This is a genomic window from Methylobacterium sp. A52T (assembly GCF_053346095.1).
This window is the reverse complement of sequence record NZ_JBKFBI010000030.1, coordinates 1-23,612: the sequence shown is the minus strand read 5'-3', so window position 1 is coordinate 23,612 and position 23,612 is coordinate 1. Positions and strand designations below refer to the sequence as shown.

The 23,612-nt window shown below is 74.1% G+C and carries 32 protein-coding genes; 20 read left to right on the top strand and 12 right to left on the bottom strand.

The window, feature by feature from the left end:
* Positions 1-48 precede the first annotated feature (48 nt).
* Entirely contained in the window at positions 49-2,070 is a 2,022-nt protein-coding gene (locus tag ACLBYE_RS10115) for an OPT family oligopeptide transporter (RefSeq protein ID WP_447694066.1), read from the bottom strand.
* A 225-nt stretch (positions 2,071-2,295) separates the two neighbouring features.
* On the opposite strand from ACLBYE_RS10115, the gene ACLBYE_RS10110 reads away from it, so the two are divergent.
* Positions 2,296-2,745, top strand: a complete 450-nt coding sequence (locus tag ACLBYE_RS10110; RefSeq protein ID WP_447694065.1) for a DMT family transporter — start codon at positions 2,296-2,298, stop codon at positions 2,743-2,745.
* Between the two features lie 43 nt (positions 2,746-2,788).
* Positions 2,789-3,232, top strand: coding sequence for a DMT family transporter (locus tag ACLBYE_RS10105; protein WP_447694064.1), 444 nt, complete (start codon positions 2,789-2,791; stop codon positions 3,230-3,232).
* A gap of 16 nt (positions 3,233-3,248) precedes the next feature.
* On the opposite strand, the gene ACLBYE_RS10100 is transcribed toward ACLBYE_RS10105, so the two are convergent.
* Positions 3,249-3,977: an SDR family oxidoreductase gene (locus ACLBYE_RS10100; protein WP_354453689.1), complete on the bottom strand. Its 729-nt coding sequence runs from the start codon at positions 3,975-3,977 to the stop codon at positions 3,249-3,251.
* A gap of 204 nt (positions 3,978-4,181) precedes the next feature.
* Here ACLBYE_RS10100 and ACLBYE_RS10095 point away from each other — a divergent pair, with 204 nt between their 5' ends.
* Entirely contained in the window at positions 4,182-4,406 is a 225-nt protein-coding gene (locus ACLBYE_RS10095) for a hypothetical protein (protein WP_447694063.1), read from the top strand.
* Between the two features lie 70 nt (positions 4,407-4,476).
* Here ACLBYE_RS10095 and egtD read toward each other — a convergent pair whose 3' ends face one another.
* Both egtD and ACLBYE_RS10085 read right to left on the bottom strand, forming a co-directional pair.
* Complete coding sequence (egtD, locus tag ACLBYE_RS10090) at positions 4,477-5,436, bottom strand: L-histidine N(alpha)-methyltransferase (protein ID WP_447694062.1); 960 nt, start codon at positions 5,434-5,436, stop codon at positions 4,477-4,479.
* Entirely contained in the window at positions 5,433-6,407 is a 975-nt protein-coding gene (locus ACLBYE_RS10085) for a methyltransferase (protein ID WP_447694061.1), read from the bottom strand. Before ACLBYE_RS10085 ends, egtD begins: the two co-directional genes overlap by 4 nt.
* 648 nt (positions 6,408-7,055) lie before the next feature.
* On the opposite strand from ACLBYE_RS10085, the gene ACLBYE_RS10080 reads away from it, so the two are divergent.
* Positions 7,056-7,640: a YgjV family protein gene (locus ACLBYE_RS10080; protein WP_020090974.1), complete on the top strand. Its 585-nt coding sequence runs from the start codon at positions 7,056-7,058 to the stop codon at positions 7,638-7,640.
* 103 nt (positions 7,641-7,743) lie between these two features.
* Positions 7,744-8,484 carry a DUF4336 domain-containing protein gene (locus ACLBYE_RS10075; protein WP_447694060.1) on the top strand — a complete coding sequence of 247 codons (741 nt, stop codon included), beginning with the start codon at positions 7,744-7,746 and terminating at the stop codon, positions 8,482-8,484.
* Positions 8,485-8,526: 42 nt separating this feature from the next.
* Here the strand turns inward: ACLBYE_RS10075 and ACLBYE_RS10070 are convergent, their stop codons facing one another.
* On the bottom strand, positions 8,527-8,772 hold the full coding sequence (locus ACLBYE_RS10070) for a hypothetical protein (protein ID WP_020090976.1): 246 nt from the start codon (positions 8,770-8,772) through the stop codon (positions 8,527-8,529).
* 208 nt (positions 8,773-8,980) lie between these two features.
* Between ACLBYE_RS10070 and ACLBYE_RS10065 the strand changes: the two genes are divergently transcribed.
* Positions 8,981-9,385, top strand: coding sequence for a hypothetical protein (locus ACLBYE_RS10065; protein WP_447694059.1), 405 nt, complete (start codon positions 8,981-8,983; stop codon positions 9,383-9,385).
* 58 nt (positions 9,386-9,443) lie between these two features.
* Here ACLBYE_RS10065 and ACLBYE_RS10060 read toward each other — a convergent pair whose 3' ends face one another.
* The 3 genes from ACLBYE_RS10060 to ACLBYE_RS10050 form a co-directional block, all read right to left on the bottom strand.
* Positions 9,444-9,749 (bottom strand): hypothetical protein, encoded by a 306-nt coding sequence (locus ACLBYE_RS10060; protein ID WP_447694058.1) that lies wholly within the window; start codon positions 9,747-9,749, stop codon positions 9,444-9,446.
* Between the two features lie 65 nt (positions 9,750-9,814).
* Complete coding sequence (locus ACLBYE_RS10055) at positions 9,815-10,015, bottom strand: hypothetical protein (RefSeq protein WP_020090979.1); 201 nt, start codon at positions 10,013-10,015, stop codon at positions 9,815-9,817.
* A gap of 22 nt (positions 10,016-10,037) precedes the next feature.
* Positions 10,038-10,427 (bottom strand): hypothetical protein, encoded by a 390-nt coding sequence (locus tag ACLBYE_RS10050; RefSeq protein ID WP_447694057.1) that lies wholly within the window; start codon positions 10,425-10,427, stop codon positions 10,038-10,040.
* Between the two features lie 217 nt (positions 10,428-10,644).
* On the opposite strand from ACLBYE_RS10050, the gene ACLBYE_RS10045 reads away from it, so the two are divergent.
* Together ACLBYE_RS10045 and ACLBYE_RS10040 are read left to right on the top strand one after the other, a co-directional pair.
* Positions 10,645-10,908, top strand: coding sequence for a hypothetical protein (locus ACLBYE_RS10045; RefSeq protein WP_026604594.1), 264 nt, complete (start codon positions 10,645-10,647; stop codon positions 10,906-10,908).
* A 145-nt stretch (positions 10,909-11,053) separates the two neighbouring features.
* Positions 11,054-11,242 (top strand): hypothetical protein, encoded by a 189-nt coding sequence (locus tag ACLBYE_RS10040; protein WP_020090982.1) that lies wholly within the window; start codon positions 11,054-11,056, stop codon positions 11,240-11,242.
* A gap of 15 nt (positions 11,243-11,257) precedes the next feature.
* Here ACLBYE_RS10040 and ACLBYE_RS10035 read toward each other — a convergent pair whose 3' ends face one another.
* On the bottom strand, positions 11,258-11,503 hold the full coding sequence (locus ACLBYE_RS10035; RefSeq protein WP_447694056.1) for a hypothetical protein: 246 nt from the start codon (positions 11,501-11,503) through the stop codon (positions 11,258-11,260).
* A 154-nt stretch (positions 11,504-11,657) separates the two neighbouring features.
* On the opposite strand from ACLBYE_RS10035, the gene ACLBYE_RS10030 reads away from it, so the two are divergent.
* The gene (locus tag ACLBYE_RS10030; RefSeq protein ID WP_165923156.1) at positions 11,658-11,825 is read left to right on the top strand and encodes a hypothetical protein; all 168 of its coding nucleotides are present in this window, start codon (positions 11,658-11,660) and stop codon (positions 11,823-11,825) included.
* 43 nt (positions 11,826-11,868) lie between these two features.
* Here ACLBYE_RS10030 and ACLBYE_RS10025 read toward each other — a convergent pair whose 3' ends face one another.
* Positions 11,869-12,198: a hypothetical protein gene (locus tag ACLBYE_RS10025; RefSeq protein ID WP_447694055.1), complete on the bottom strand. Its 330-nt coding sequence runs from the start codon at positions 12,196-12,198 to the stop codon at positions 11,869-11,871.
* A gap of 95 nt (positions 12,199-12,293) precedes the next feature.
* A complete protein-coding gene (locus ACLBYE_RS10020; RefSeq protein WP_447694054.1) occupies positions 12,294-13,052 on the bottom strand; it encodes a CDP-diacylglycerol diphosphatase in 759 nt (252 codons plus the stop codon).
* A gap of 96 nt (positions 13,053-13,148) precedes the next feature.
* Between ACLBYE_RS10020 and ACLBYE_RS10015 the strand changes: the two genes are divergently transcribed.
* The 6 genes from ACLBYE_RS10015 to ACLBYE_RS09990 all read left to right on the top strand — a co-directional run bounded on the left by ACLBYE_RS10015 (position 13,149) and on the right by ACLBYE_RS09990 (position 18,217).
* A complete protein-coding gene (locus tag ACLBYE_RS10015; RefSeq protein WP_447694053.1) occupies positions 13,149-13,574 on the top strand; it encodes a hypothetical protein in 426 nt (141 codons plus the stop codon).
* A 133-nt stretch (positions 13,575-13,707) separates the two neighbouring features.
* Complete coding sequence (locus ACLBYE_RS10010; RefSeq protein ID WP_447694052.1) at positions 13,708-14,010, top strand: hypothetical protein; 303 nt, start codon at positions 13,708-13,710, stop codon at positions 14,008-14,010.
* 362 nt (positions 14,011-14,372) lie between these two features.
* Positions 14,373-14,903, top strand: a complete 531-nt coding sequence (locus ACLBYE_RS10005; protein WP_020090989.1) for a MucR family transcriptional regulator — start codon at positions 14,373-14,375, stop codon at positions 14,901-14,903.
* A 194-nt stretch (positions 14,904-15,097) separates the two neighbouring features.
* Entirely contained in the window at positions 15,098-15,358 is a 261-nt protein-coding gene (locus tag ACLBYE_RS10000) for a hypothetical protein (RefSeq protein ID WP_447694051.1), read from the top strand.
* A 51-nt stretch (positions 15,359-15,409) separates the two neighbouring features.
* Positions 15,410-16,543, top strand: coding sequence for a phosphatase PAP2 family protein (locus ACLBYE_RS09995; protein WP_447694050.1), 1,134 nt, complete (start codon positions 15,410-15,412; stop codon positions 16,541-16,543).
* A gap of 198 nt (positions 16,544-16,741) precedes the next feature.
* Complete coding sequence (locus ACLBYE_RS09990; protein WP_447694049.1) at positions 16,742-18,217, top strand: protein adenylyltransferase SelO; 1,476 nt, start codon at positions 16,742-16,744, stop codon at positions 18,215-18,217.
* Positions 18,218-18,233: 16 nt separating this feature from the next.
* Here the strand turns inward: ACLBYE_RS09990 and ACLBYE_RS09985 are convergent, their stop codons facing one another.
* On the bottom strand, positions 18,234-18,449 hold the full coding sequence (locus tag ACLBYE_RS09985) for a hypothetical protein (protein ID WP_447694048.1): 216 nt from the start codon (positions 18,447-18,449) through the stop codon (positions 18,234-18,236).
* 442 nt (positions 18,450-18,891) lie between these two features.
* Between ACLBYE_RS09985 and osmF the strand changes: the two genes are divergently transcribed.
* The 5 genes from osmF to ACLBYE_RS09960 all read left to right on the top strand — a co-directional run bounded on the left by osmF (position 18,892) and on the right by ACLBYE_RS09960 (position 23,367).
* Positions 18,892-19,824 (top strand): glycine betaine ABC transporter substrate-binding protein OsmF, encoded by a 933-nt coding sequence (gene osmF, locus ACLBYE_RS09980; RefSeq protein ID WP_447694047.1) that lies wholly within the window; start codon positions 18,892-18,894, stop codon positions 19,822-19,824.
* A gap of 207 nt (positions 19,825-20,031) precedes the next feature.
* Positions 20,032-21,222 (top strand): ABC transporter permease, encoded by a 1,191-nt coding sequence (locus tag ACLBYE_RS09975; RefSeq protein ID WP_447694046.1) that lies wholly within the window; start codon positions 20,032-20,034, stop codon positions 21,220-21,222.
* Entirely contained in the window at positions 21,219-22,151 is a 933-nt protein-coding gene (locus tag ACLBYE_RS09970) for an ABC transporter ATP-binding protein (RefSeq protein ID WP_447694045.1), read from the top strand. The genes ACLBYE_RS09975 and ACLBYE_RS09970 overlap by 4 nt, the downstream gene beginning before the upstream one ends.
* On the top strand, positions 22,148-22,891 hold the full coding sequence (locus tag ACLBYE_RS09965; protein ID WP_447694044.1) for an ABC transporter permease: 744 nt from the start codon (positions 22,148-22,150) through the stop codon (positions 22,889-22,891). Before ACLBYE_RS09970 ends, ACLBYE_RS09965 begins: the two co-directional genes overlap by 4 nt.
* 257 nt (positions 22,892-23,148) lie before the next feature.
* A complete protein-coding gene (locus tag ACLBYE_RS09960) occupies positions 23,149-23,367 on the top strand; it encodes a hypothetical protein (protein ID WP_447694043.1) in 219 nt (72 codons plus the stop codon).
* The last annotated feature ends 245 nt before the right edge of the window (positions 23,368-23,612 follow it).

Sequence of the window (23,612 nt, the reverse complement as noted above, 5' to 3'; positions counted from 1 at the left end):
GGGCGACGGCGTCCTGCGGGGAACCCGCCCGGGGTGCCGGCGGATCCGTCACGCCTCCCGCGGGGCCGCTTCCGGTCGCGAGACCATCCGCAGATAGACGGCGAGCCCCGCCAGGAAGACCGCGAGGCCGAGCCCGGTGGCGTAGGGCGCGAAATCCTTGCCGGCCACGGCGATCGCCGAGCTGTGGCCCGCCAGGAGGTCGGTGCCGGCGAGCAGCACGCCCACGAAGCTCTCGCCGACGAGGAACCCGGACGCGAGGAGGACGCCCCGGCGGCGGGCGGTGCCGACCGCCCTGTCGGCCTTCGCGTCGCCCTTCGCGTCCCCTCTGGCCCCGACCCGGGCGCGCAGCCGGCGCTCGGCGACCCAGCCGAGGATGCCGCCGATGGCGATCGTCATCTCCACCGAGAGCGGCAGGTACATGCCGATGCCGACCGTCAGCGCCGGGAAGGTGAGGTCGCGCCGCTTCAGCCACGTCTCGGCCGCCACCAGGACCACCCCGAGCCCGGCGCCGATCAGCACCATGGTCCAGGGCAGCTCGCCGTGCGTGATGCCATTGGCGATCTGGGTCATCAGGGCCGCCTGGGGCGCCGGCATGGCGCTCCCCGGGTCCTGCCCGTCCCGCGCGGGGGCACCGACGAAGCCGTAGGCCTCGTAGAGCAGCGACAGGAGCGGGGCGATCACCACGGCGCCGACGCCGACGCCGAGGATGAGGGCGACCTGCTGGTGCCAGGGCGTGGCGCCGAGGACCTGCCCGGTCTTCAGGTCCTGCAGGTTGTCGTTGGCGATCGACGCGGTCGTGATGATCACGGACGTCAGCAGCAGCGCCATGCCGGTCACGAACCGGTCCCCCTCGGGCCCGGCGGAATGCCCCAGGACCAGGGGCAGGAGCAGCGCGGTCGCCATCGTGGTCAGGATGCCGATCCCCGAGATCGGGCTCGACGAGGAGCCCAGCAGGCCCGCGAGGTAGCCGCAGGCCGCCGCCATCAGGAAGCCGAACAGGACGGTGAACAGGGTGGCGGCCACCGCCAGCACGATCGTCAGGCCGCCGAGGTCGGCGGCCCCGGCGAAGGCCCAGAACAGCAGCGCGAGCGGCGCGCAGAGGCCCAGGGTCGCGGCGGCCACCCAGGTGATCGGCAGGTCGCGGTCCTCGCGCGGGTGATCCTTGCCGAGACCGCCGCTGCCCGACAGGGCGGCGCGGATGCTCCCGAGGATCGGGCGCGCCAGCGAGCCCACGGTCCAGAGCCCGCCCACCGCGATGATCCCGGCGCCCATGAGGCGCACTTGGCCCGACCAGACCGCCTCGGCGGCCGCGCCCGCCGACTTGGCGGGATCGGGCGACAGGGCGGTGAGGATCGGGACCGCGATCCCCCAGGCGATCAGGACGCCGGTCAGCAGCGCGAGGCAGGCGCCGATACCCACGAGGTAGCCGACGCCGACCAGTGCCAGCGAGAAGCCGGTCCCGGTGCGGAACACCGCGCCGCCGAGGCTGACCGCGCCGTTGAGCCCCTCGCCCAGGACCTTCAGCCCCGTGGTGGCGAGGCCGATCGTCCCGGCGGCCGCGGCGGCCCCGAGCAGGTCCCGCAGGCCGTGGCCGCCCTGCTCCTCGTGGCCGGTCCTGAGCACCTCCGCGGCGGCGATGCCCTCGGGATAGGGGAGATCGCTGCCCGACACGAGGGCGCGGCGGAGCGGGATCGAGAAGGCGACGCCGAGCAGGCCGCCCAGCAGGCAGACCGCCGTGGTCTGCCAGAACGGGAAGCCGTGCCAGTGGCCGACGAGGACGAGCCCGGGGAGCGCCAGGATGACGTTGCACAGGGTGCCGGCCGCCGAGGCCTGCGTCTGCACGATGTTGTTCTCGAGGATGCCGGCGCCGCCCATCAGCCGGAACGCGCCCATCGAGATCATCGCGGCCGGGATCGAGGACGAGAACGTCATCCCGGTCTTCAGGCCCATGTAGAGGTTGGCGGCCATGAACACGACCGTGATGGCCGCGCCGAGCGCGATCCCCCGCAGGGTCAGCTCGGCCTGACGGTCCTGCGTCGTCGGCGTGATCGTCGGGCTGCGGGCGTCCATCGTTCACTCGTGCTGCCACAGGCACAGCACGCGAGGGGCCGGAAACGTTCCCGCGCCGCGCCCGACCCGCCCGGCCTCACCCTGCCCTGCCCCCCCAGCCCAGCCCTGGGGCGATCTGTCCCGGCGCCGACCGGGCCTGTGATGCAGTCACCCGGCGCGGCGGCGGGTTTGGCAGCAGACCGCCCCGTCCGGGTGCGGTCCGCTCCTCGTCGGGAAGGCGCCGCCTTGTCCAAGTGGTATCTCTACGGCATCGCCCTCGTGGCCGGCGTCGCGAACGCCATCGAGCCGGGCCAGAACGCCACGCTGGCGAAGGTCACGGGGCAGCCGATGCTGGCCGGCCTGTTCTGCTTCGGCCTCGCGATCGCCTGCTTCCTCGCCGCGATGGCCGTCGCCCGGCTGCGCGGCCGCTCCCAGGCCGAAGCGGCCACGCCCGTGCCCTGGTGGGCTTGGCCGGGCGGCATTCTCGGGGCGGCGGTCGTCCTGGCGCAGCTCTACATCTCCGAGAAAGTCGGCGCGGCGCCGTTCCTGGGCTGCGTGATCACGGCCGGCGTGGTCGGCTCGATCCTCCTCGACCATCACGGCCTCGTGGGCTTCGAGCGCCACCGCGCCGGGCGCTGGCGCATCCTCGGCGGCGCGCTGATGGTCGCGGGCGTCACCTTGGTGGCGGCGTTCTGACGGGCCCGTCGATCCGAACGCCTCGCACCCTCAGGATCTCAGCATGCTCTTCCTGTACGGCTTCGCGCTGCTCGCGGGCATCGCCACCGCGATCGAACCGGGCCAGAACGCGGGCCTCGCCAAGTCCCTCGCGCGGCCGCTGCTCGCCGGCGTGGTCAGCCTCGTCGTCAGCGTCGCGGCGATCTGCGTCGCCATGCTGGTGACGGGGCAGTACGGGTGGCCGACGCTGGAACGCCTCGCGCAGGTGCCCTGGTGGGCGTGGCTCGGCGGCGTGATGAGCGCGGGCCTGACGATGGCGCAGCTCTCCGTCTCCGCGCGGATCGGGGCCGCCACCTTCCTCGGCCTGATCGTGACGGCGGGCGTCGTCACGTCGATCCTGCTCGACCATTTCGGCCTCGTGGGCTTCAAGGTCCACGAGGCCGGGTTGTGGCGCGTCCTCGGCGGCGCCCTGATGATCGGCGGCGTGGCGCTGGTCGCTCGGTTCTGACGCCCGCCCCGGCGGATCAGATCGTCCAGCCGCCGTCGATCACGACGGCCTGGCCGGTCGTGTAGGTCGCGCCCGCGAGGTAGACGGCGAGGTCGGCGATCTCCTCGGGCGTGCCGAGCCGGCCGATCGGCTGGCGCGCGATGAAGGCCGCGCGGGTCTGCTCGTAGTCGCCCTGCTGGCGGATGCGCTCCTGCAGCGACGGGCTCTCCACAGTGCCGGGGCAGATGGCGTTGCAGCGGATGTTGTGGCCGACATAGTCGGCGGCCACCGCCTTGGTCAGGCCGATCACCGCCGCCTTCGTCACCCCGTAGGCGAAGCGGTTGGGCACGCCCTTCACCGAGGAGGCCACCGAGGCCATGTTGACGATGGCGCCGTCGCGGCGCTCCAGCATCCCGGGCAGGACCGCCCGGATCGTGCGGATCATCGCCTTGACGTTGAGGTCGAGGGCGAAGTCGAGCTCGTCGTCGCGCATCTCCAGGATGGTGCCGGCGTGGACGGTGCCGGCGCAGTTGAACAGGATGTCGACCGCGCCGATGCGCGCGACCAGGGCCCCGACCGCCTCCGCGTCCAGCACGTCGAGGGTCGCGGTGCTGAGGTTGTCGGCGCGCAGGTCGGCGAGGGCGTCCGCGTTGATGTCGGTGGCGTGGACCCGCGCCCCGGCGCGGGCGAAGGCGAGCGCGCTGGCGCGCCCGATCCCCTGCCCCGCCGCCGTGACCAGGACCGTCTTTCCGGAAAGATCTGCCATTGCTCGCTCCAGCAGGCTGCGCGGCGCCGCGCGGGCGTCCGGACCGGGCCGCGCCCGGCGGGGCCGCCGATCAGGTCCGGAGGGTCCGGCTGAGCGGCCCATCCTTGTAGGTTCTGACCGCGCCGGGCTCCAGGCCCGATCGCGTCGGATCCGGGGCCGCCGTTCGGGCGTTCTCCCGGCGTCACCGTTCTGTGGAGGATCGCCGTGGGGCTCGCCGCCTTCGTCTTCTTCGTCGTCCCGTGGATGGCCGTCGCGGTCTGGATGTCCATGCGCCCGTCCGGCGCGCGCCTCGGCGCCCCGGCCGCCCCCTGGCGCCCGCTGACGGATTACCCGCCGCCGGCCCGGGACCAGCGGCAGGCCGGCGAGACGCGGAGCATGGAATCGGGCTCCGCCCACGACGGCAAGCACGCGCCGATCCAGGCCGTCTAGAGCGCCCGCCGCCGGACTGGCTGCTGGCCCGGCGCGCGCGAGCGCGTCGGGAGAAGTGCTTCACGCTGGGTCAGGCCTCCGCCTCCAGCAGGTGGAGGTTGAAGTCTCCGCCCTCCCCGGTCCACAGGGCGCGGGGCTGCCAGCCGCTCTCGGCCGCGAGCGCCCGGAAGGCGTCCGCCGGGTACTTGTGCGACGTGTCGGTCCGGACGCTCTCCCCGGCCGCGAACGCGATGGTCCGGTCGCCCAGCCGGTAGGTCGCCGGCCGCGCCGCGACGAGGTGGGCCTCGACCCGCAGCGGGTCCGGGCAGATCCGCACGGCGTGCCGGAAATTCTCGCTGTCGAAATCGGCGCCGAGTTCCCGGTTCAGCCGCGTCAGGATGTTGCGGTGGAACGCGGCCATGAGGCCGTCGGCGCGCCCGTAGGCGCGCTGCAGCCGGTCCGGGTCGGCGGTGCCGTCCGCGCCGACGAGGAAGAGGCTCGGCCCGAGCGTGGCGCGCGCGCGCTCGAGGAACTGCCGGGCCCCGCGCGGGTCGAAGTTGCCGATGCTCGTTCCCGGATAGAAGCCCAGGATGCCCCCCGGCCCGGCCCCTCGCGGCAGCTGGACCGGCTGCGAGTAGTCCGCGCAGACCGGGACCATCGGGATGCCGGGGTAATCGGCGGCGAGCCGCCGGATCGCGGCCTCCAGGTACGCCCCGGAGATGTCGATCGCCACGTAGGCCGCCGGCTCGGGCAGCGCGTCGAGGAGCGTGCGGATCTTGCGGCTCGCGCCGCTGCCGAACTCGACGACGGTCACCCCCGGCGGCACCCGCCGCGCCACGTCGGCGGCGACCTGCGGCAGGACGGTCATCTCCTGCGCGGTCGGGTAGTAGTCGGCGCTGTGGCAGATCCTGTCGAACAGGTCCGAGCCGGTCTCGTCCCAGAGATACTTTCCCGGCAGCGTCTTCGGCTCGGCGGAGAGGCCCGCGAGGGCGTCCCGGAGGAAGGTGTCGGTCGAGCTGTCGGTCATGCTGTCGGTCGAGCTGTCGATCATGGCCGGGTCACCGGGCGCGTGGCGGTCAGGACGACGAGGGCGAGCCGCTCGACCGCGTCGTAGGCGGGCGTCGCGAGTTCCTCGCCGTACGCGTCCGGGTCGAACTCGCGGTAGGTCCAATCCAGCCCGGCCCGGTCGCAGAGGTCGGCCACGGCGTCGCGGAACGGGTCCACGCCGTCGACAATGGCCGCGCCGGTGAACAGGACGAGGCTGCCGCCGGGCGCGAGCCGCCCGGCCGCCTGCTCGGCCACCGCGAGCGGCAGCCCGGCCCCGAGGGGGCCGCCGCCGTGCCGGTAGGCCCGCTCCGCCGTGTCGATCATGAAGGGGGGGTTCGGCACGACGAGGGCGGACCCCCCCCCGACGTCGCGCAGCAGGTCGCTGCGGCGGACGTCGACCCCGTCGGTCCCGGCGAGCCGGGCGTTGACGCGCGCCGCCCGCATGGCCGCCGGGTTGATGTCCACGAGCACCACCTCGCCGCCCGGCGCCCGCTTGGCGACGCAGATCCCGGCCGCGCCCGAGCCGCAGCCGATATCGACCGCGCGGCGCACCGGCCGCGACCGCGCCTCGAGATGCGCGATCACCGCCGCGGCGAAGCGCGCCGTGTCGGGACCGAAGAACACCGCGTCTGCCGCGCTCGGGGGATACGCGGAATGGGCGAACAGCTCGCCGTCGAGGCTGGAGACGCGCAGCGTCGGCCGCAGCAGCGGGCCGTCCTCGATCACGGCGCCGGCCGCCCGCATCAGGCGCAGGATCGGCTCCGGGACCAGGTCGGCGCGGAACGGCCGGCTCCAGCCGAACACGTCGCGCAGGCTGCGGGCCTCGGCGTTCCGCGGCCGGGCGTTGACGTGGGCGTGGGTGGCCGGGGTGACGGTGGTGAAGGTGTAGCCGGTCTCGCGCAGGGCGCGCGCCAGCGCCAGCACCGCCTCCTCGTCCTCGGGAAACGGAACGGCAGTCGGAACGGAACGCGTCATCGGTCGGCCCTCAGCTGTCCATCCGGCGCATCACGAAGGCGCCCGACGCGCGATCGGCGGTGTCCGTCCGGGCGTCCCGGGTCGAACAGCACCGCGAAGCTCCGGAACAGGCCCGGCTGCGCGCGGTACCGCGCGGTACCGACAGAGGAAGGCGAGCAGGGCCGGGCAGATGCGGGCGTCGTCCAGGCCGGATGAAGTCCCGGAACCGCGCGGCGACGGGATGGTGATCGTCATACGTGGGAAGCTGCATCTGTGCGTCGGTTCACACCACCGGTAGCGGGCGCGCGCGCACCCCCGCCCGACCGGCCGCGGTGTCGTCCCGACTCGAATGCCCGGAGAACCGGAGGAAGCAGGCATTGTTCCCCACGCAATACGCGCAGATCGGCCCCTGATCTATGTTAATCTCAGAGTTCAGATATCTTGTTTTGATTGAATACTCACATAAGGCCGATCGACACACTGAATGACCGATGGTCGGGCCCACCGACATGCGGGCACGGCGGCTCGCCGCGCGGGACCGCGGTGCGGCGGCGCGGCCACGCTCGCCGGGTCGCGATCGTCGCCCGAGGCGGCGTTAACCATCCGATTACCGGGCGATCCTAGCGCGATCGACTGAAACGGCGCCCCCGCGCCGGCCGGTCGCGCACGATGAACGCCGCATCATTCCTGTATTCCTGGTCCGCCGCCGCCGCGACGCATCTCGATCTGTTCGGGTCCCTGGGCCTGATCCTGGGCTTTACTGCGGGGGTGATGCCGCGGCGCGCCTGGATCCTCGCGGCCTCGGCGGCCTGTGCCGCCTGCTTCGGCGCGCATTACCTGACGCTCGGGGCGCTCACCGGGACGGCGATGTGCGCCATCTCGGTGCTGCAGAGCCTCGTCTCCCTCCGCTGCGTCGGCGCGCCCGGCCGGGGCGGCTGGGTGCCGCCCGTCTTCGCCGCGAGCACCCTCGCGGCGGCGTGCCTGACGGCGGCCACGTGGAACGGCTGGCCGTCGGCCTGCGCGGCCGCGGGCTCGCTGCTCGCCACCGGCGCGCGGCTCCAGGCGGCGCCGCAGGCGATGCGGCAGCTCTTCCTCGGCGCCTCCCTGTGCTGGGCCGGGCACAATCTCCTGGTGGGCTCGGTCTTCGGACTGACCTGCGACGTGCTGACGATCCTCGGTCTCGCGATCGCGCTGCTGCGCGCCGCCCCGGTCCCGCCGATGGAGCCGGTCGCGCCCGACTGCGCGCGGGCGTGAGGCGCCCCGGGCCTGCGGCGATCGATCCGGGAAATCCGCCGCGGCCCCGCCGTTGCACAGGTGCGGGGGCGTGACGTCCCGCGGCCGATAAAGAGAGCGGGATTTGCCGGACGCGACCTATCCGCCCCTCGACGTGCTCAAGCCGGTGGCCGAAGGCTTCTGGATCGTCGACAGCGGGCCGCTCCGCGCCCTCGGCATCCCCCTGCCGGTCCGGATGACCGTCGTCCGTCTCGGGGACGGATCGGTCTGGCTGCACTCCCCCACGCGCTACGACGCGGGCCTGCACCGCGCGATCGCCGCGCTCGGACCGATCCGTCACCTGGTCGCGCCGAACATCGCCCACTGGACCTTCCTGAAGGACTGGCAGACCCAGTGTCCGGAGGCCCTGACCTGGGCAGCCCCCAACCTGCGCGAGCGTCGTCAGGTCCGCCGCGCCGGGCTGCGCGTCGACCGGGTCCTGGAGGATGCGCCGCCGCCCGACTGGGCGGCGGACCTGCGCCAGGTCGTCGTGCCGGGCGGGTTCGGCTTCCGGGAAGTCGCGTTCTTCCACGGCGCGAGCCGCACGCTGATCCTGACCGACCTCGTCCTCAACCTGGAGCCCGCGAAGATGCCGGCGCTGCTGCGTCCGCTCCTGCGCCTCGCCCGCATGACGCCGCCGCACGGCGAGCCGCCGCCCTACCTGCGCCTCGTGATCAGCCTCCGGCGGCGCGACGCCGCGCGGGCGGCCGCGGATCTCGTCGGCCTGGCGCCGGAACGGGTCGTGTTCGCGCACGGACTCTGGTTCGCCGCGGACGGTGCGGCCCGGCTGAGACGCTCGCTCCGCTGGCTCGGGACGCCGTCCTGAGGATTACCCCGAGGATCACCCCGAAAATCGCCGTCGCCGCCGTCAGGCTGCGGCGATCAGCTGCCGCATGATCCAGGCCCGGGCCGCCGGCAGGTCCGCGAACAGCGGCGGCGCGAGGGGATCGATCGGGCCGAACCCGGCTTCGAGGAACCACTTCCCGGCATCGGCCCCGTGCTGCGCCGAGAGACGGACCAGGACCGCGACCAGGAACCCGTCGGCGAAGACGAGCTGACTCTCGGCATCGTCGCTGCCGGTCGCGACCTGCACGGCCTGCAGGCTCAGGATCATGCGGCCATCGCCTTCACGACGCGAGCGGGTTGAGGGCGTGCGACCGGAGGCGATCGTCGCACCGCGGCGACGGGGCGGATCTCCGTGCCGGCACCCTGATCAATCAGCCCTTCGCCCCGAAGTTCCGGCCTCGCGGCGGTCCGGAACACGGCCGGGACCGCCCGGTTGGCCAACCATGGACCGGTGGTCGCGCAGGGCAGGATCGCAGATGGATGACAGGCAGATGGCCCGCGGGCTGGCTTGGTTCGGGATCGCGCTCGGCCTCGCCGAGACCTTCACGCCCCGGCGCGTCGCCGCCGCGACCGGCCTCGACGGCCACGAGGGCCTGATCCAGCTCTACGGCCTGCGCGAGATCGCCTCAGGCGCGGCGATCCTGGCTGCCGCCGAGCCGGAGCGGCATCTCGGCCTGCGGGTGGGCGGGGATCTCCTCGACGCCGGCCTGCTGGCGGCCCGCGCCACGCCCTCGAACCCTCGGCGCAACCGCACCCTGGCAGCGGCCCTGGCGGTGGCGCCCGTCGTCGTGCTGGATGCCGCCATCTGGCTGAGGGCGTGCGATAGACGCAGCCAGTCTCCGGGCGATCCCGGCCGGAGGCCCGCCGCGGTCGCGGGATGATCGGTACAAGGGTGGCGACGGGGCTGGCGACAGGGGTGTGGCGGCGGGAGCGGTGCGCTCAGGGCTGTCCGGACGCGTCCTTCGCCGGGTCTCCCCCAGGATCGTCCGCCTCGCCCTCCGCGGCGGGTTCGGTCCCCTCGATCGCGCGGGCGAGCTCGGTCAGCACCTCCTCCACCATCGGCGGCCAGGGGGCCCTCTCCTCATCCATCAGGCGGGCCGCGCCGACCAGCGCGGAGATCTGCGCCTCGTAGACCGGCCGGCCCACCAGCTGCGCGTAGCGCACGCGCGCCGCGAGCGCCGTGGCCAGGCGCTGAACCTCCGCGATCTTCGCGCTCGGCGCGCCGCTGCCGTCGCCGTTGCCCATCCGTCCACCCCCTCGGGATCCTCACCGATCCTCATAGGCCATGGCCGGGACACAGTCAGGACCGGCTACCAGGCTTCGAGAATCCGGCCGCCGACGAGCGCGACGACGACACCGACCAGCAGCGCCATGCCGATGTCCCGGAGCGGCGCGGTGATCAAGCCGGCCTCGGGAGCCGGCGGCGACACGTAGCGGGTCAGGCTCTCGGGCAGCGCCGGCGCCGGCGGCACGGGGGCCCGCCGCCGAAGGGCGAGGCGGATGCGGTGCATGGGCGTGATCCCCGGAACGACCTCAGGCGGTCTCGACCTGGCGGGGCCCGGCGGCCGCCTGGGCCTTCCGCGCGGACGTCTTCGGGCGGACGAAATCGCCGAGGGGCTTGCAGGTCGGCAGGCCGATCACCTCGACCGACCGGGTCGCGGCCTGGGGCGCCGCATTGCGCGGAACGAGAACCTCCGTCCCGTCCGCATGCTCCGTCTGCCCTTCGCCGGGATCCGGCAGCTCGACGCGGTGCCCGACCAGGTACGCCTCGATGTCGATGAGGCGGTGGCGCAGCCGCCAGATATCGTTCTCGACGCCGTTGATCTGCACGAGGAGGTCGGAGACGGTGCCCTGACGCGCCGCGATCGCCGAGAGCACAGAGGCCCGTTCGTTCAGCAGCACGGCCTTGACGGTCGGGTTCATGACGTACGCCTCCGAATGTTACAGCACCACGATTCCCGAATTCAGAAGCGAAGACAGTTCTCAAAATGGCTTAGCCGTTACGCCCGAAGGTGAACGGCCGCATTCAGCCAGCGAACGACTCGCGCCGAGGTGCCGATCGCGCGCGGAGGCGGGAACTTCTCGCGCGCGCGTGCGTCAGTTTCGCACAGACCGACGCACGCAGTGCTGGGAGCTTCACATGCGCAGATCCGCGACTCTCGCCATGGCCGCCGCCCTGACCCTGGCCTCCGTCACCGCCTGGGCCGACCCGGTGAGCCAGACGGGCACCGGCGGCGGGCCCGCCACCACCGCCAAGGCGCCCCACACCGCCGCGACCGGCCAGACGGTGCCCAATCCCGGCGCCCTCGGCCCGAACGAGACCGGCAGCATCGAGCGCCGCGACGCCGTCGAGGAGCGCAACGACGCGATCACCCGCGGCATCTGCATCGGCTGCAACCGCTGATAGGGCGAGCCGGCGTCGGCCAGACGGCGTCCCGGCCATGACCGCGGTTCATGGCCGGGGTGCGGTGGCCGCGGCCGGGGGTTGAAGCCCCGGCCGCCCTGGCCCAAATCAGCGCGCCTCACCGACCATGAACAGGAGTGAACACGTGGCAAACGAGTCTGTCGAACAGGCGGCAGAGAAGACCTATTTCGGCCTGACCCTCTCGCAGCACGCGGACCGGATCCGGAAGCTCGCGACGGAGCGGGGGCTGACCGGGGAGACGTTCGACCGCGTGACCGCGCAGGCCGTGGCGATGATCCCGACCATCAAGGTGACCGACGCCGCCCAGCGGTGAGCCGGGCCGGGCCGATCATTGCTCGGCCCGCAGCCCCTTGAGCATGCGCCGGGCGATGGTGCGCACGGCCTCATCGTCCCGCGCCTCGCCCTCGACCGTATCCCACAGGTGGACGAGGCTGCCCTCGAGCTCGTCCAGCAGCTCCGGGTTCTGCCGCGCCAGGAACCGCATCGTCCCGAACAGGAGATGCTCGGTCGCCATCTCGCGCCGACGCGCCTCGGTGACGGGATCCGGGTGCGGCTTGGAGTTCTGATCGCTCATGGTCGGCCAACGGCCCGCGCGGGCCGCGGTTCGCCAGGCCGTGCGCGGTGCGACGCCGCGGACGGCACCGAGCCTCGACGACGCACGCGACCGGGAACAGCGCCGGACCGACACGGTTTGCCGGTCAGGAACGGGCGTCCGGAGAGGGCTGACGATGGCCGAGGCGGATCCGCGCAAACCCGGGGACGAGGCCCCGCCCGGCACGCCGGGCACCGGGGAGAACCTGTGCCGGACCTGCGGCGGCACCGGCAAGGTCGCCGACGCGCAGTGCTCCGAATGCCGGGGCAGCGGCACGGTGACGACCGGCATCGGCGGCGCCTGACGCCGTATCACCCGGCACGATCGGCGTGGAGACCGCGTCGCGCTCAGCGCCGCAGCGCGCCGAGCCACGCGGTGAGCGGCTCCACGAACGCCGCCCAGGTCCGCGACCACACCGTGCCGGTGCGGGCGTTCGCCGGGCGCGCGCCGGACATCAGGGCCGCCACCAGGGCATCCTCGCGGCTCTTGCACTCGTCGAGGGCGTTGCGCTCGTCGCCGGCGCGGCTCTGCCCCGTAGGTTGATGCCCCGTGGCGTCCCGCAGGCAGCGGTGCCACGCGCGCTCAAGCTCGGCCGGATCGGTGGCTCCGGCGGCCGGCCCCGCAACCGCGGGTCCGGTGGTCAGGAGGAGCATCGCGGACAAGCTGAGCACCGGCATGCGCATGCTCGCTCTATGCCCGATTCGCACCCCGGGGGGATAGAACGTAGCAGCAACAGTGGCCGCGGCTCGGGTCGGCTCGGCGCGGGGGCCGGTCAGCCGGCCCGGCCGTGCCTGGCCACCCGGCAGCCGTGATCCATCAGGTACTCGGCGCTGGCCTCAGGCTCCCGATAGGCGAGCAGGATCATCCCGCCCCGCGGATCCCCGGGATCGGCCTCCACCGCCGCGAAGCTCGCGTCGTGCAGGTGGCCCTGCCAGCCGGGCACGCGGGCCAGCGCGGCGAACGGGTTGAACGCCGCGACCGCGTCCGCCGGAACCCGCATGGCGAGGTAGGACACCTCTGCGAGCGGCACCGGGAACGGGGCCCAGCTGTCGCCGACGGCGTCGCCGTGGGCCTTCAGGGCCGCCGTGACGCTCCGGCGCATGCAGTCGAGATGGATGTGCAGCTGATCCTGGCTGCGGCCGCCCACGGAATTCACCTCCAGGCCCACCGCGGAGGGGGGCAGGCGGCCCTGCAGCGCGTCCGACACGTAGTGCCGGGCCGCGAGCGCCGCTCGCCAGTAGGCCGCTCCCCGCGGTCCCTGGAGCACGGGGGCCTCGATGCCCGAGACGCTGTCGGTGGGCATCACCACCGTGTGGGTGGGCTGGCCCGGCGCCCGCAGCACCGCCGTTCCCGGGCGCGCCGCGTCGCCGAGATCGACCGCGAGGCAGGGAAAGCTCCGGCCCGCGGCCTTCTTGGCGAGCACGCAGCCCTGCAGCGCCACCCAGAGCACGTCCCGCACCGGATTGGCCGCGATGGCGGCCGGCATCGCCGCGAAGGCGAGAAGGGTCGCGACGACCAGAGTACCACGCATGATCAGATGTTCCGGTCCCCGGCCGTCGTTATGATACGTCGGGCGGCGCGCCATCGTTGTACGCGGCCGCCGTCGCCGCGAGGTTACGTTTCCGCGATGCTGAGATCGAACGCGCAGTGGCACGGCCTGATACGGGTCGCGGCCTGGATCCTGGTGGCGCTGATCGCCGCGATCACGCTGGTGCCGATCGGCCTCCGCCCGGTGGTCACGGCCAATCCCAGCTACGAGCGCGTCGCGGCCTACGCTCTGGCCGGGCTGCTCATGACGGTGGCCTACCCGCGGCACTGGCTCTGGATCCTGGCGGGCAGCGTCGTCCTGGCCGGCGGCCTGGAAGCCGGCCAGACCCTCACCGGAACCCGCCACGGCCGGTTCGACGACTTCCTGATCAAGGCCGCCGCCGGGCTCGTCGGCGCCCTGGCGGGCCGCCCGCTCGCGATCCTGGCCGACCGCGCCCGCGCCGGCGGCACCGTGGCCGGCACCACCCTGGCCGGCCGCGATCTGGGCGACCGCACCTGCGGCTGAGCCGTGTCCGCCGTCGGGCCCATGCCGCCGACGCATGGGCGCGGCGCCGGCCCGGTGCCGGACGACGGGCCGCGCGCGGAAACCGCCGAGCTTGACCCGCGTTGCCTCAAGGGGCTCTCACGCGAGGTGCTGCATGTTCGGCGCGGCCAAGCTCACGGGACGGTTCTGGTTCCGCAAGACGTGGACGGGCAAGCTGGTCCTGCTCGTCGAGGAAGAGAGGCCGCGGTGGTTCAGCCGCACCGGCCTCACCAAGCTCCGCTGGCGCGACGCCCGCCTCCTCGACCTCGCCGAGGCGCCGATGCGCACCCTGATGACCCTCGAGCGCAGCTGCCGCGCCGACTACGCGGCCGGGCCCGCGCGGGTCCTGCAGGCCGTCATCCCGCCCGGGACGCGCGGCGCGATCGCCACGCCGATCGGGACCGCGGCCAACGCCTGAGCGTCGCCGCGGCGCGAGGGCGCGGGCCGAGCATGGAGGGGCAGGGCTCGGCCCGCCTGTCGTTCGGCTTCTTACCCCCAAAGCCGGAGCGACCCTGTCAGTGACCACGGTCAGGGTTAACGCTTTGTGAAAAGGCCCCGCCCGGTCCGGCCGGTCGGGGGCGGCCGGAGGCGCCCGAGGATCCGGCAGTCGGGGTGCCGGCGGGCGAAAGATCCGGCACGAAATGCGTCACTGATCTATGTTGGTATTCGCCACTCCATTCGGTAGATAACAGGCATAATGGGTTATCTTCGTGCAGATAAGGACTTGACTGTCGAGAAGCGAATGCACGTTCATGGATCACTCCCACGTGAGAGGCGCCCATGGAAGATAGCAATCCTGCACCGCATCAGGACCCGATCGATTTCGTCGAGCTGACCGCCGATATTGTTTCGGCTTATGTCGCCAACAACTCCGTTCCGGTTCCCGACCTCCCGTCGCTGCTGTCCGGCGTCCACGCCGCGCTGGCCGGTCTCGGGCACGCGACGGTCACGTCGGAGCCCGAATTCAAGAAGGCGACGCCCGCGCAGATCAAGAAGTCGATCACGCCCGACGCCCTGATCAGCTTCATCGACGGCAAGCCGTACAAGACGCTCAAGCGGCATCTCACCGGCAACGGCATGACGATCGAGCAGTACCGGCAGCGCTACGGGCTGCCGCCGGACTACCCGACGACCGCGTCCAACTACTCGGCGATGCGCGCCGAGTTCGCCCGCAACGCCGGCCTCGGCCACAAGCGACGCGGCCCGGCCGCCAAGCGGAGCGAGCCCGCGGAGACCGTCGCGGCGGAGGCCGGCGCCGGCACGAAGGCTCCCAAGGGCCGCAAGACCCGGAAGGCCGCCGCGGAGGCGTGAGGGCCCAGGCCGCGCGCCCCGGCGCGCGCACTGCCGGCGCCCCGCGCGCCAGGACCTGAGATGACGGGACCGGGTACGGCCTGGCCGGACCCACCCGTCACCTCCCGGCCGGTCCCGGACCGGCGCGCGTCGGAACGACGCCTGCGGCCAGCCGTTGGGCCGGTTGAACGCACGACCGCGCGACGGAGCCACGCTTGACCCGATCGATCCCCGCCCTCCTCCTCGCCGCCGCCACGCTGGCCGCCCTTCCGGCCGCGGCCCGGGCGCAGGATCGGCCCGGCCCCGGGGCGGCGCCACCGGCCGAGACCGCGCCGAAGCCGGCGGCCGACACCAAGGATCCGGGCAAGACCGCGACGGAGGCCGTCACGCATCCCTCCGCCGTGCCGCCGACGGAGGGCGCGGTCGGCACCGGCAAGCCCCCGGCCACCGGCGACGCCCCGACGACCGGCCGGTAAAGCCCGCCCCCGCACCCCCAACCCTGTCCGCCCGCCGCCGCCACGCGGCCGGTGGCCACGTCCCCCGTCGCGGCCGAGCCTCGTCCCGGCCGCGCGTCGGCCCTGTCGGGCGAGGTGAGCCGGATCATGCGTCCAGACCGGGCCGTTCACGCCGGCCGCGCGCCCATCGTCCGCCCTCGAAACCCGGCACGTCCCTGGTGGCGCCTGCTGCGCCGGCACAGCGCCGGCATCGCCGCGCCGGACCCGCGGCTCTGGGCCCTGACCCTGGCGATCGTCGCGGTCGACGCCGTGTGGATGGCGGCGTCCGGCATCGCCGTCGCGCCCCTGGGCTTCGCCCTCGCCGCCCTCGCCGTCCTCGTCCTGCTGAGCGCCGCCGCCTGCCTGAGCACGGTGAAGTCCGACCCGCCCCTGCGCGGCATGGCCCTGGCGAGCGCCTTCCTCATCGCCTTCACGGTGCCGGTGGCGGTCCTGCACTTCCTCGCCGCCGGGATCGGGCTGCCCTTCGTCGATCCCGCGCTGGCCCGCATCGAGGCCGCCCTCGGCTTCGACTGGACGGGTCACGTGGCCTTCCTGGCGCGGCACCCGACGCTGTCGTGGTGGCTGGCGCTCGCCTACCATTCCAGCGGCCCGCAGGTCGGGCTCGTGGTGATCGCGCTGAGCGCGACCCGCCGCCTCGGCCGGCTCTGGACCTACATCCGGCTGTTCGCCACGACGCTGCTGTGCGTGATCGTCCTCGCCGCCCTGCTGCCGGCGCTCGGCCCCTACGCCCACTACGCCCCGCGGGTCGTCCCGTCCAAGCCCCTGGAGACGGTCGGCGCGCTCTGGCACCTGGAGCCGGTGGCGCGGCTGCGGGCCGGCACCCTGCACACGCTGGCGCTCGGCGACCTGCGCGGCCTCGCGACCTTCCCGTCCTTCCACGTGTGCCTCGCGGTCCTCACGGCCTGGGCGCTGGCGCCGGTGCCGCTCCTCGGGCCCCTGGCCGTCCTGCTGAACGCCGCCGTGATCGTCGCGACCGTCGGGTCGGGCGGTCATTACCTGCCGGACGTTCTGGCGGGCGGCCTCCTGGCCCTCGCGGCCCTGGCCTGCCGCGCCCGGCGGCGCGGGTCGACGGCCGACCCCGCCGCGCGCGATCCCGCCACCCGGAGGATCGAGGCGCTCGAGGCGATCCGGCCCGCCGACGCCTGAGAACGGGTCGGGCCGCGAACATCCCCGCGCCCGGCGGATTAGCCGGGGGCGGAGAGGCGCGACGATGACCCGGCCCCGGTGGGCGATCCGCGGCTCCGGTCGATGTCCGACACGCTCGCGGGCGCCGGCCGCACCGTCCGATCCGCGGCTCCGACGCGCCGGCTTGCCCCCCGGCCCCGCGCTCCATAGATCCCGACGATGACGGCACTCCCCTTCGACAACAGCTACGCCCGCCTGCCGGAGCGCTTCTACGCCCGCCGGCCGCCGACGCCCGTGGCGGCGCCGCGCCTCGTCCGGCTGAACCGCGCGCTCGCCGAAGAGCTCGGCCTCGATCCGGACTGGCTCGCCGGCCCGGACGGCGTCGCGGCGCTCGCGGGGAACGCGGTCCCGGACGGCGCCGACCCGATCGCCGCGGCCTATGCCGGGCACCAGTTCGGCCAGTTCGTGCCGCAGCTCGGCGACGGCCGCGCGGTCCTGCTCGGCGAGGTCGTCGACCGGAACGGGCGCCGCCGCGACATCCAGCTGAAGGGCGCGGGCCCGACGCCGTTCTCCCGGCGGGGCGACGGGCGGGCGGCGCTCGGCCCGGTCCTGCGCGAGTACCTCGTCAGCGAGGCCATGGCGGCGCTCGGCATCCCGACCACCCGGGCCCTCGCCGCCGTGACGACCGGCGAGCCGGTGGTGCGCGAGACGCTCCTGCCGGGCGCGGTCCTCACGCGCGTGGCGGCGAGCCACATCCGGGTCGGCACCTTCCAGTTCTTCGCGGCGCGGGGCGACGTCGAGGGCCTGCGGGCTCTCGCCGACCACGTCGTCGCCCGGCACCACCCGGACGCCGCCGGGGCCGGCAATCCCTATCGGGCGCTGCTGGAGGGCGTCGTCGCGGCCCAGGCGGCCCTCGTCGCCCGCTGGCTGCACGTCGGCTTCGTCCACGGGGTGATGAACACCGACAACATGTCGGTCGCGGGCGAGACGATCGATTACGGGCCCTGCGCGTTCCTCGACGCCTACGATCCCCGGACGGTCTACAGCTCCATCGACCGCAACGGCCGCTACGCCTACGGCCAGCAGCCGCGGATCGCGCTGTGGAACCTGACCCGCCTCGCCGAGACCCTGCTGCCGCTCCTCGCCGATGGCGAGGACGCCGCGGTCGCCGAGGCCGAGGCGGCTCTGGCCACCTACGCGCCGCGCTTCGAGGCGGCCTATCACGGCGGCCTCGCCCGCAAGCTCGGCCTCGCCGAGACCCGCGACGGCGACGCCGAGCTGGCGGGCGACCTGCTCCAGCGCATGGCCGAGAACCAGGCCGACTTCACCCTGACGTTCCGCCGGCTCTGCGACGCGGCGGCGCGGCCAGAGGCCGACGCGGCCGTGCGTGACCTGTTCGTCGACCCGACGCGCTACGATGCCTGGGCGGCCGCGTGGCGCGCGCGGCTGGCGCAGCAGGCGCGCGACCCGGCCGAGACCGCCGCCGCGATGCGCCGGGAGAACCCGGCCTTCATCCCGCGCAACCACCGGGTCGAGGCGATGATCGAGGCCGCCGTGGAGCGGGACGACTTCGCGCCGTTCGCGACGCTCCTCGCCGTGCTGGCCCGCCCCTACGACGACCAGCCGGACCACGCCGCCTTCGCGGAGGCGCCCGCGGGCGGCGGCGTCGGCTACCGGACCTTCTGCGGCACCTGAGCCCGCGCGCCGCCGGTCACGACCGCGGCCACGTGAAGATCTCGCGCAGGCCGCCCGCGTGGCGAAACCAGTGGACGCGGGTCGCTGGATTGAAACCGTGATCCTGGTACGAAGTGGCGATCACCGACACGAGAGTCTCGGCCGCCGAGCGGTCGTGAATGTCGTAGGCCAGAAGTTTGGGAGTACCGCCGGTCTCGCGGGTGAGATCGCGAACCAGAATCGAATACGACATATCCCCCCTCCTTTCGACACAAAGCATGTACTCAAGATTATATCTTCAAAGCCAGGATCGTTCGCGGAAGGATCGTGTAAAGGTTAAACAGCGTTAACGGGAATGTGTTGATTTGATACGGCCCCGATTGGACTCGCTGGGCGCCGGGGTCTTCGCGGGGGTCGCGCGGCGCGCGACGCCGGAGCGGTCCGGTGCGGGAGACGCGGCTGTCGACCGGGTCCGGGCGCCGAATCACGCCGCGGCAGCGGCCCGAGAGCTGTCCCCGACCGTGGCGCCGCGGCCCGGACGGACGACGATTCGGGCGGAGTCAGTCGCGCCATGCCCTCTCTCCCGTGGGGCACAGGCGCGGCGCGCTCCGCCTCAACTTGATCGGGACCGGCCCTAGATGTCGGACGGCGTGCGCCCGACCGGACCGACGGGGCGCGGGGCAGACCCGGAGGGCATGGTGAAGCGGATCCGGGCGGGGCTCGTCGCGGCAGGGCTCGCGCTGCTGGCCGCCCAGTGCGCGCCCGCGCCCGGCGCACTGGCGGCCGGGATCGTCGTCGCCTCCAAGCTCGACACGGAGGGCGGGGTGCTCGGGAATATCATCCTGCAGGCGCTCCAGGCCCGGGGCCTGCCGACCGTCGACAAGATTCAGCTCGGCGCCACCGCGATCGTCCGCCAGGCCCTGATCGAGGGGCAGATCGACATCTATCCCGAATACACCGGCAACGCGGCGTTCTTCTTCGGGAAGGCCGATCTCCCGGTCTGGAAGGACCCGGCGGCGGCCTACCGCACGGCCCGGGACCTGGATCGCGCGGCCAACGACCTCGTCTGGCTGACGCCCGCCTCGGCCAACAACACCTGGGCGATCGCGGTGCGCGAGGAGATCGCGCGGGCCGCGGGCCTGAGGACCATGAGCGACTTCGGCCGCTACGTGGCGGGCGGCGGCGCGATCAAGCTCGCCGCCTCGTCGGAATTCGTGACCAGCCCGGGGGCGCTGCCGGCCTTCGGCCGGGCCTACGGCTTCACTCTCCGGCCGGACCAGCTCGTCATCCTGGCCGGCGGCGACACGGCCGCGACGATCGCGGCGGCGGCGCGGGGCACCTCCGGCACGAACGCCGCCATGGTGTTCGGCACCGACGGCAGCATGGCGGTCGCGCGCCTCGTCATGCTGGACGACGACAAGGGCGTCCAACCGGTCTACCAGCCGGCGCCGGTGGTCCGCGGCGCGGTCCTCAAGGCCCATCCGGAGATCGCCGCGGTGCTGGACCCGATCTTCCGCAGGCTCGATCTGGCCACGCTCCGGGATCTCAACGGCCGGGTCCAGATCGGCGGCGAGCCGGCCTCCGCGGTCGCGGCGGACTTCCTCCGGCGGAACGGGTTCGTGCGGTGAGCAGGCCGCGCGGACAGCGCGGCGCGACGCGCCCTCGCGGGCGGAGCCGTCCGCCGCCCGCGGGATCCCGCGTCGACAAGCCGGGGCTCCGCCGGCAAGGATGCGCGGCGGGGCGCCCGAGAGCGTCGCGACGCCGGTGACCCGCCTCATGAGATCCGCCGCATTTCCGTCCCTCGTCGCGCCCCCGGGCGCCGCCGCAGCGTGAGGATGGGGCATTCCCTCGCGACCGGGCGGCTTCGCCCGGGCGTCGACCCGCTGGGTGCGGCCTTCGCGGCCGTCCTGGCCCTGAGCCTGCTCGCCCTGCCGCTGATGACGGTCCGGCCGAACCGGATCGCGGCCGGCACCGCGCTGACGGCGTGGTCGGCGCTCCCCCCCGGCGCGGCGCTCCTCCTCGGGGGCGTCGTCGCCCTCGCGCTGCCGCCGCTGGTCCTGCGGTCGGCGCCGATCCTGCGGCTGGCCGCCGCCGCCGCGATCCTGCTGCTGCTCGGCCTCGCGGCCGGCTGGGCGGCCGACCACCTGACCGCGCCGGGCGACCGGTACGGCCGGGTCTCGCCGGACGCGGGCTGGTGGCTCGCCTTCGTCACGGCGGCCCTCGCGGCCGGCGACGGGCTGGCGCGGCTGCGGCCGGGACCGCTCCTGCGGATCGCCGCGCTCGCCCTGCTGGTCGCCGCGACGGGGCTCGCCCTGCGCACCGGCTTCTGGGACAACCTCTCGGTCCTGCGGGAATATGCCGGCCGCTCCGACACGTTCGGCCGGGAGTTGCGGACCCACGCCGCCCTCGCCCTCGCCTCGGTGGCGGCCGCCGCCGCCGTCGGGATCCCGGCGGCCGTGCTGGCCCGCCCGGTCGCGCCCGCGCGGGCGGGCCTGCTCACGGGCCTCAACGTCGTGCAGACCGTCCCGTCCATGGCCCTGTTCGGCATGCTGATCGCGCCCCTGGCCTGGATCGGCCGGGAGGTGCCGGGCGCGGCCGCCCTCGGCATCGCGGGGATCGGTGCCGCGCCGGCCTTCGTGGCGCTGTTCGCCTACGCGCTCCTGCCGGTGGTCGCCGCGACCGTCGCGGGCCTCGACGCGGTGCCCCGGCCGGTGCGCGACGCCGCCCGGGGCGTCGGCATGACCGCGCGCCAGCGGCTGTTCCAGGTAGACCTGCCCCTCGCCCTCCCGGCGATCCTGACCGGGATCCGGATCGTCCTCGTCCAGAACATCGGTCTCGCGGTGATCGCGGGCCTCGTGGGCGGCGGCGGCCTCGGCGTGTTCGTCTTCCAGGGCATCAGCCAGAACGCGGGCGACCTCGTCCTGCTCGGCGCGCTGCCGACCGTCGCCATGGCGACCGGCGCCGCGGTGCTGCTCGACGCCGTCATCGACCTGAGCCGCGGCCGCGCGGCGGAGCGGATCCTATGATCGACCTCGCCGGGGTGAGCCGCGTCTTCGAGGGGCGCACGGTGGTGGCGGACGTCACCCTGCGGGTCGAGACCGGGGCGATCCTGACGGTGGTCGGCACCTCGGGATCGGGCAAGACCACCCTGCTGCGGATGATCAACCGCCTGATCGAGCCGAGCGCCGGGACGGTCCGGATCGCCGGCCGGGACGTCCGGGAGGTGCCGCCGCACCTGCTGCGGCGCGGGATCGGCTACGCCATCCAGGGCCACGGGCTGTTCCCCCACCGCACGGTCGCGGAGAACATCGCGGTGGTGCCGAAGCTCGTCGGCTGGGACCGCCGGCGGATCGCCGCGCGGGTCGACGAACTCCTCGGCCTGTTCAACCTCGATCCGGCGATCTACCGGGACCGCCTGCCGGCGGCGCTCTCGGGCGGCGAGCAGCAGCGGATCGGGGTCGCCCGGGCGCTCGCGGCCGAGCCGCCGATCCTGCTCATGGACGAGCCCTTCGGCGCCCTCGATCCGATCATCCGCGGGCGGGCGCAGGCGGACCTGCTGGCGATCCAGGCGCGCTACGGCACCACGATCGTGCTGGTGACTCACGACATGACCGAGGCCCTGCATCTCGGCGACCGGGTCGCCGTGATGGATGGCGGGCGCCTCGTGCAGGAGGCCGCCCCGGCGGACCTCGTCTGCGCGCCCGCCACCGCCTTCGTCGGCGCCCTCCTCGGCAGCGGCGACCGCGCCTTCCAGCTCATGGCCCTGCGCGCCGTGGACGATCTCATCGAGCCCGGCCCGGCGCCGGGCCCGCCCATCCCGGCCGGAACCACGGTGCGGGCCGCCCTCGCCGAGAGCCTGTGGTCCCGGCGCCCGGCCCTGCCGGTCAGCCGCGACGGCGTCGTCCTGGGCCGGGTGACGCGGGAGGCCCTCGAGGCGCGGGGCGCCCGGCCGTGATCCGCGCCGCGCAGATCGCCCGGGCCGCGCTCCTCGCCCTGCTCGGGGCGTTCCTGGTCGCTCCGGGGTGGTTCGCGCCCCTGTTCCGGCCCTTCGCCCCCGGCGACACGCCGCCGATCTACGCCCAGACGCCGCTGCTGACGCTCGCCGCCAACCACCTCCTGCTCGTCGCCGCCGCGACCGCGACCGCGGCCGTGATCGCCCTCGGCCTCGCGGTCGCGGCCACGCGCCCGGCCGGCCGCGACGTGCTGCCCTTCGCCCGGTCGGTGGCCCGGATCGGGCAGACCTTCCCGCCCGTCGCGGTCCTGGCCCTGGCCGTGCCGATCCTCGGGTTCGGCGCGGTCCCGACCCTGATCGCCCTCGTCCTCTACGGGCTCCTGCCGATCTTCGAGACCGCGCTCACCGGGCTCGAGGATCTCGACCCGGCGCTGATGGAGGCCGCCCGCGGCATGGGGCTGACCGACCGGCAGCGACTCGTCCGCGTCGAGCTGCCCCTGGCGCTGCCGATGATCCTGTCGGGGATCCGCCTCACCGCGGTCATCGGGCTGGCGACGGCGACCATCGGCTCGACGGTCGCCGCCAGCACCCTCGGGGAGGTGATCATCTCCGGCCTGCTGACCGGCAACACCGCCTACGTCCTGCAGGGCGGCCTCGCCGTGTCCGCGCTGGCGCTCCTGATCGACGGCGGTTTCCGCCGACTCGAGCGCGGCGCGGCACGCCGGGCTGGATTTCCTTCCTAGAGGCGACTAGAAGGCCAGCGGGGCCGTACGCGCGGCCCTGGGGCGTGGAACCCCCTGTCTGATGGTCGGTGCCGACCACAACGGCACCCGTATCCTTGGCCACACGGTCGGGGAGCCTGCGGCGTATGTCCAGGCGTTCCGGCGCTAAAGGTCGTAGGGACCGTTCAGACACGGTTTTCCAACTCCCCGACTCGGGATGGTCGAAGGCTCGTTCGCGGGGGCGCACCGCGAGCCAGGGCCCGCCGGGAGGATGGGCCATGGGTTCCAGCGATCCCGAGACGCGCAGGCGGCAGCTCGACCGGCTGCGCGCGGCCTACGAGGCCCGTGCGGGCCGGCCGGACCTCTCGGCCATCGGCAGCGGCGCGCGGCACTCGCGGGCGCTCCTGGGACGGATCCTCGTGGTGCTCGGCGGCCTGCCGGACGGGGCCGGACGGCCGGCGATCGGGCCGGGCGGGAACGGACGCGCCCAGACTTAGCCGCGCAGGTCGCGGGGCCGGACGGCCGGCGAGACGCGCGGCCGCGGCGGCCTGACCGGCACGGAGGCCGGCGCGAAACCGAATCGACGGATCCGATGCGACGGGACAGGCGGGTCGACTCGGCGATAAGACGCTGCCCATGACGTCGCCCATGACGCCCGCCGACCGGGACCGGTTCGAGAAGTGCCTCGCGCTCGCCGACCAGGGCGCCACGGCGGGCGAGCGCGCGGCCGCCCGGGCGGCCG

Coding starts and splice junctions, on each gene's coding strand:
- ACLBYE_RS10115 (WP_447694066.1), bottom strand. CDS start 2,070: ATGGACGCCCGCAGCCCGACGATCACGCCGACGACGCAGGACCGTCAG.
- ACLBYE_RS10105 (WP_447694064.1), top strand. CDS start 2,789: ATGCTCTTCCTGTACGGCTTCGCGCTGCTCGCGGGCATCGCCACCGCG.
- ACLBYE_RS10100 (WP_354453689.1), bottom strand. CDS start 3,977: ATGGCAGATCTTTCCGGAAAGACGGTCCTGGTCACGGCGGCGGGGCAG.
- egtD (WP_447694062.1), bottom strand. CDS start 5,436: ATGATCGACAGCTCGACCGACAGCATGACCGACAGCTCGACCGACACC.
- ACLBYE_RS10085 (WP_447694061.1), bottom strand. CDS start 6,407: ATGACGCGTTCCGTTCCGACTGCCGTTCCGTTTCCCGAGGACGAGGAG.
- ACLBYE_RS10080 (WP_020090974.1), top strand. CDS start 7,056: ATGAACGCCGCATCATTCCTGTATTCCTGGTCCGCCGCCGCCGCGACG.
- ACLBYE_RS10070 (WP_020090976.1), bottom strand. CDS start 8,772: ATGATCCTGAGCCTGCAGGCCGTGCAGGTCGCGACCGGCAGCGACGAT.
- ACLBYE_RS10065 (WP_447694059.1), top strand. CDS start 8,981: ATGGATGACAGGCAGATGGCCCGCGGGCTGGCTTGGTTCGGGATCGCG.
- ACLBYE_RS10060 (WP_447694058.1), bottom strand. CDS start 9,749: ATGGGCAACGGCGACGGCAGCGGCGCGCCGAGCGCGAAGATCGCGGAG.
- ACLBYE_RS10055 (WP_020090979.1), bottom strand. CDS start 10,015: ATGCACCGCATCCGCCTCGCCCTTCGGCGGCGGGCCCCCGTGCCGCCG.
- ACLBYE_RS10050 (WP_447694057.1), bottom strand. CDS start 10,427: ATGAACCCGACCGTCAAGGCCGTGCTGCTGAACGAACGGGCCTCTGTG.
- ACLBYE_RS10045 (WP_026604594.1), top strand. CDS start 10,645: ATGCGCAGATCCGCGACTCTCGCCATGGCCGCCGCCCTGACCCTGGCC.
- ACLBYE_RS10035 (WP_447694056.1), bottom strand. CDS start 11,503: ATGAGCGATCAGAACTCCAAGCCGCACCCGGATCCCGTCACCGAGGCG.
- ACLBYE_RS10030 (WP_165923156.1), top strand. CDS start 11,658: ATGGCCGAGGCGGATCCGCGCAAACCCGGGGACGAGGCCCCGCCCGGC.
- ACLBYE_RS10025 (WP_447694055.1), bottom strand. CDS start 12,198: ATGCCGGTGCTCAGCTTGTCCGCGATGCTCCTCCTGACCACCGGACCC.
- ACLBYE_RS10020 (WP_447694054.1), bottom strand. CDS start 13,052: ATGCGTGGTACTCTGGTCGTCGCGACCCTTCTCGCCTTCGCGGCGATG.
- ACLBYE_RS10015 (WP_447694053.1), top strand. CDS start 13,149: ATGCTGAGATCGAACGCGCAGTGGCACGGCCTGATACGGGTCGCGGCC.
- ACLBYE_RS10010 (WP_447694052.1), top strand. CDS start 13,708: ATGTTCGGCGCGGCCAAGCTCACGGGACGGTTCTGGTTCCGCAAGACG.
- ACLBYE_RS10005 (WP_020090989.1), top strand. CDS start 14,373: ATGGAAGATAGCAATCCTGCACCGCATCAGGACCCGATCGATTTCGTC.
- ACLBYE_RS09990 (WP_447694049.1), top strand. CDS start 16,742: ATGACGGCACTCCCCTTCGACAACAGCTACGCCCGCCTGCCGGAGCGC.
- ACLBYE_RS09985 (WP_447694048.1), bottom strand. CDS start 18,449: ATGTCGTATTCGATTCTGGTTCGCGATCTCACCCGCGAGACCGGCGGT.
- osmF (WP_447694047.1), top strand. CDS start 18,892: ATGGTGAAGCGGATCCGGGCGGGGCTCGTCGCGGCAGGGCTCGCGCTG.
- ACLBYE_RS09975 (WP_447694046.1), top strand. CDS start 20,032: ATGGGGCATTCCCTCGCGACCGGGCGGCTTCGCCCGGGCGTCGACCCG.
- ACLBYE_RS09970 (WP_447694045.1), top strand. CDS start 21,219: ATGATCGACCTCGCCGGGGTGAGCCGCGTCTTCGAGGGGCGCACGGTG.
- ACLBYE_RS09960 (WP_447694043.1), top strand. CDS start 23,149: ATGGGTTCCAGCGATCCCGAGACGCGCAGGCGGCAGCTCGACCGGCTG.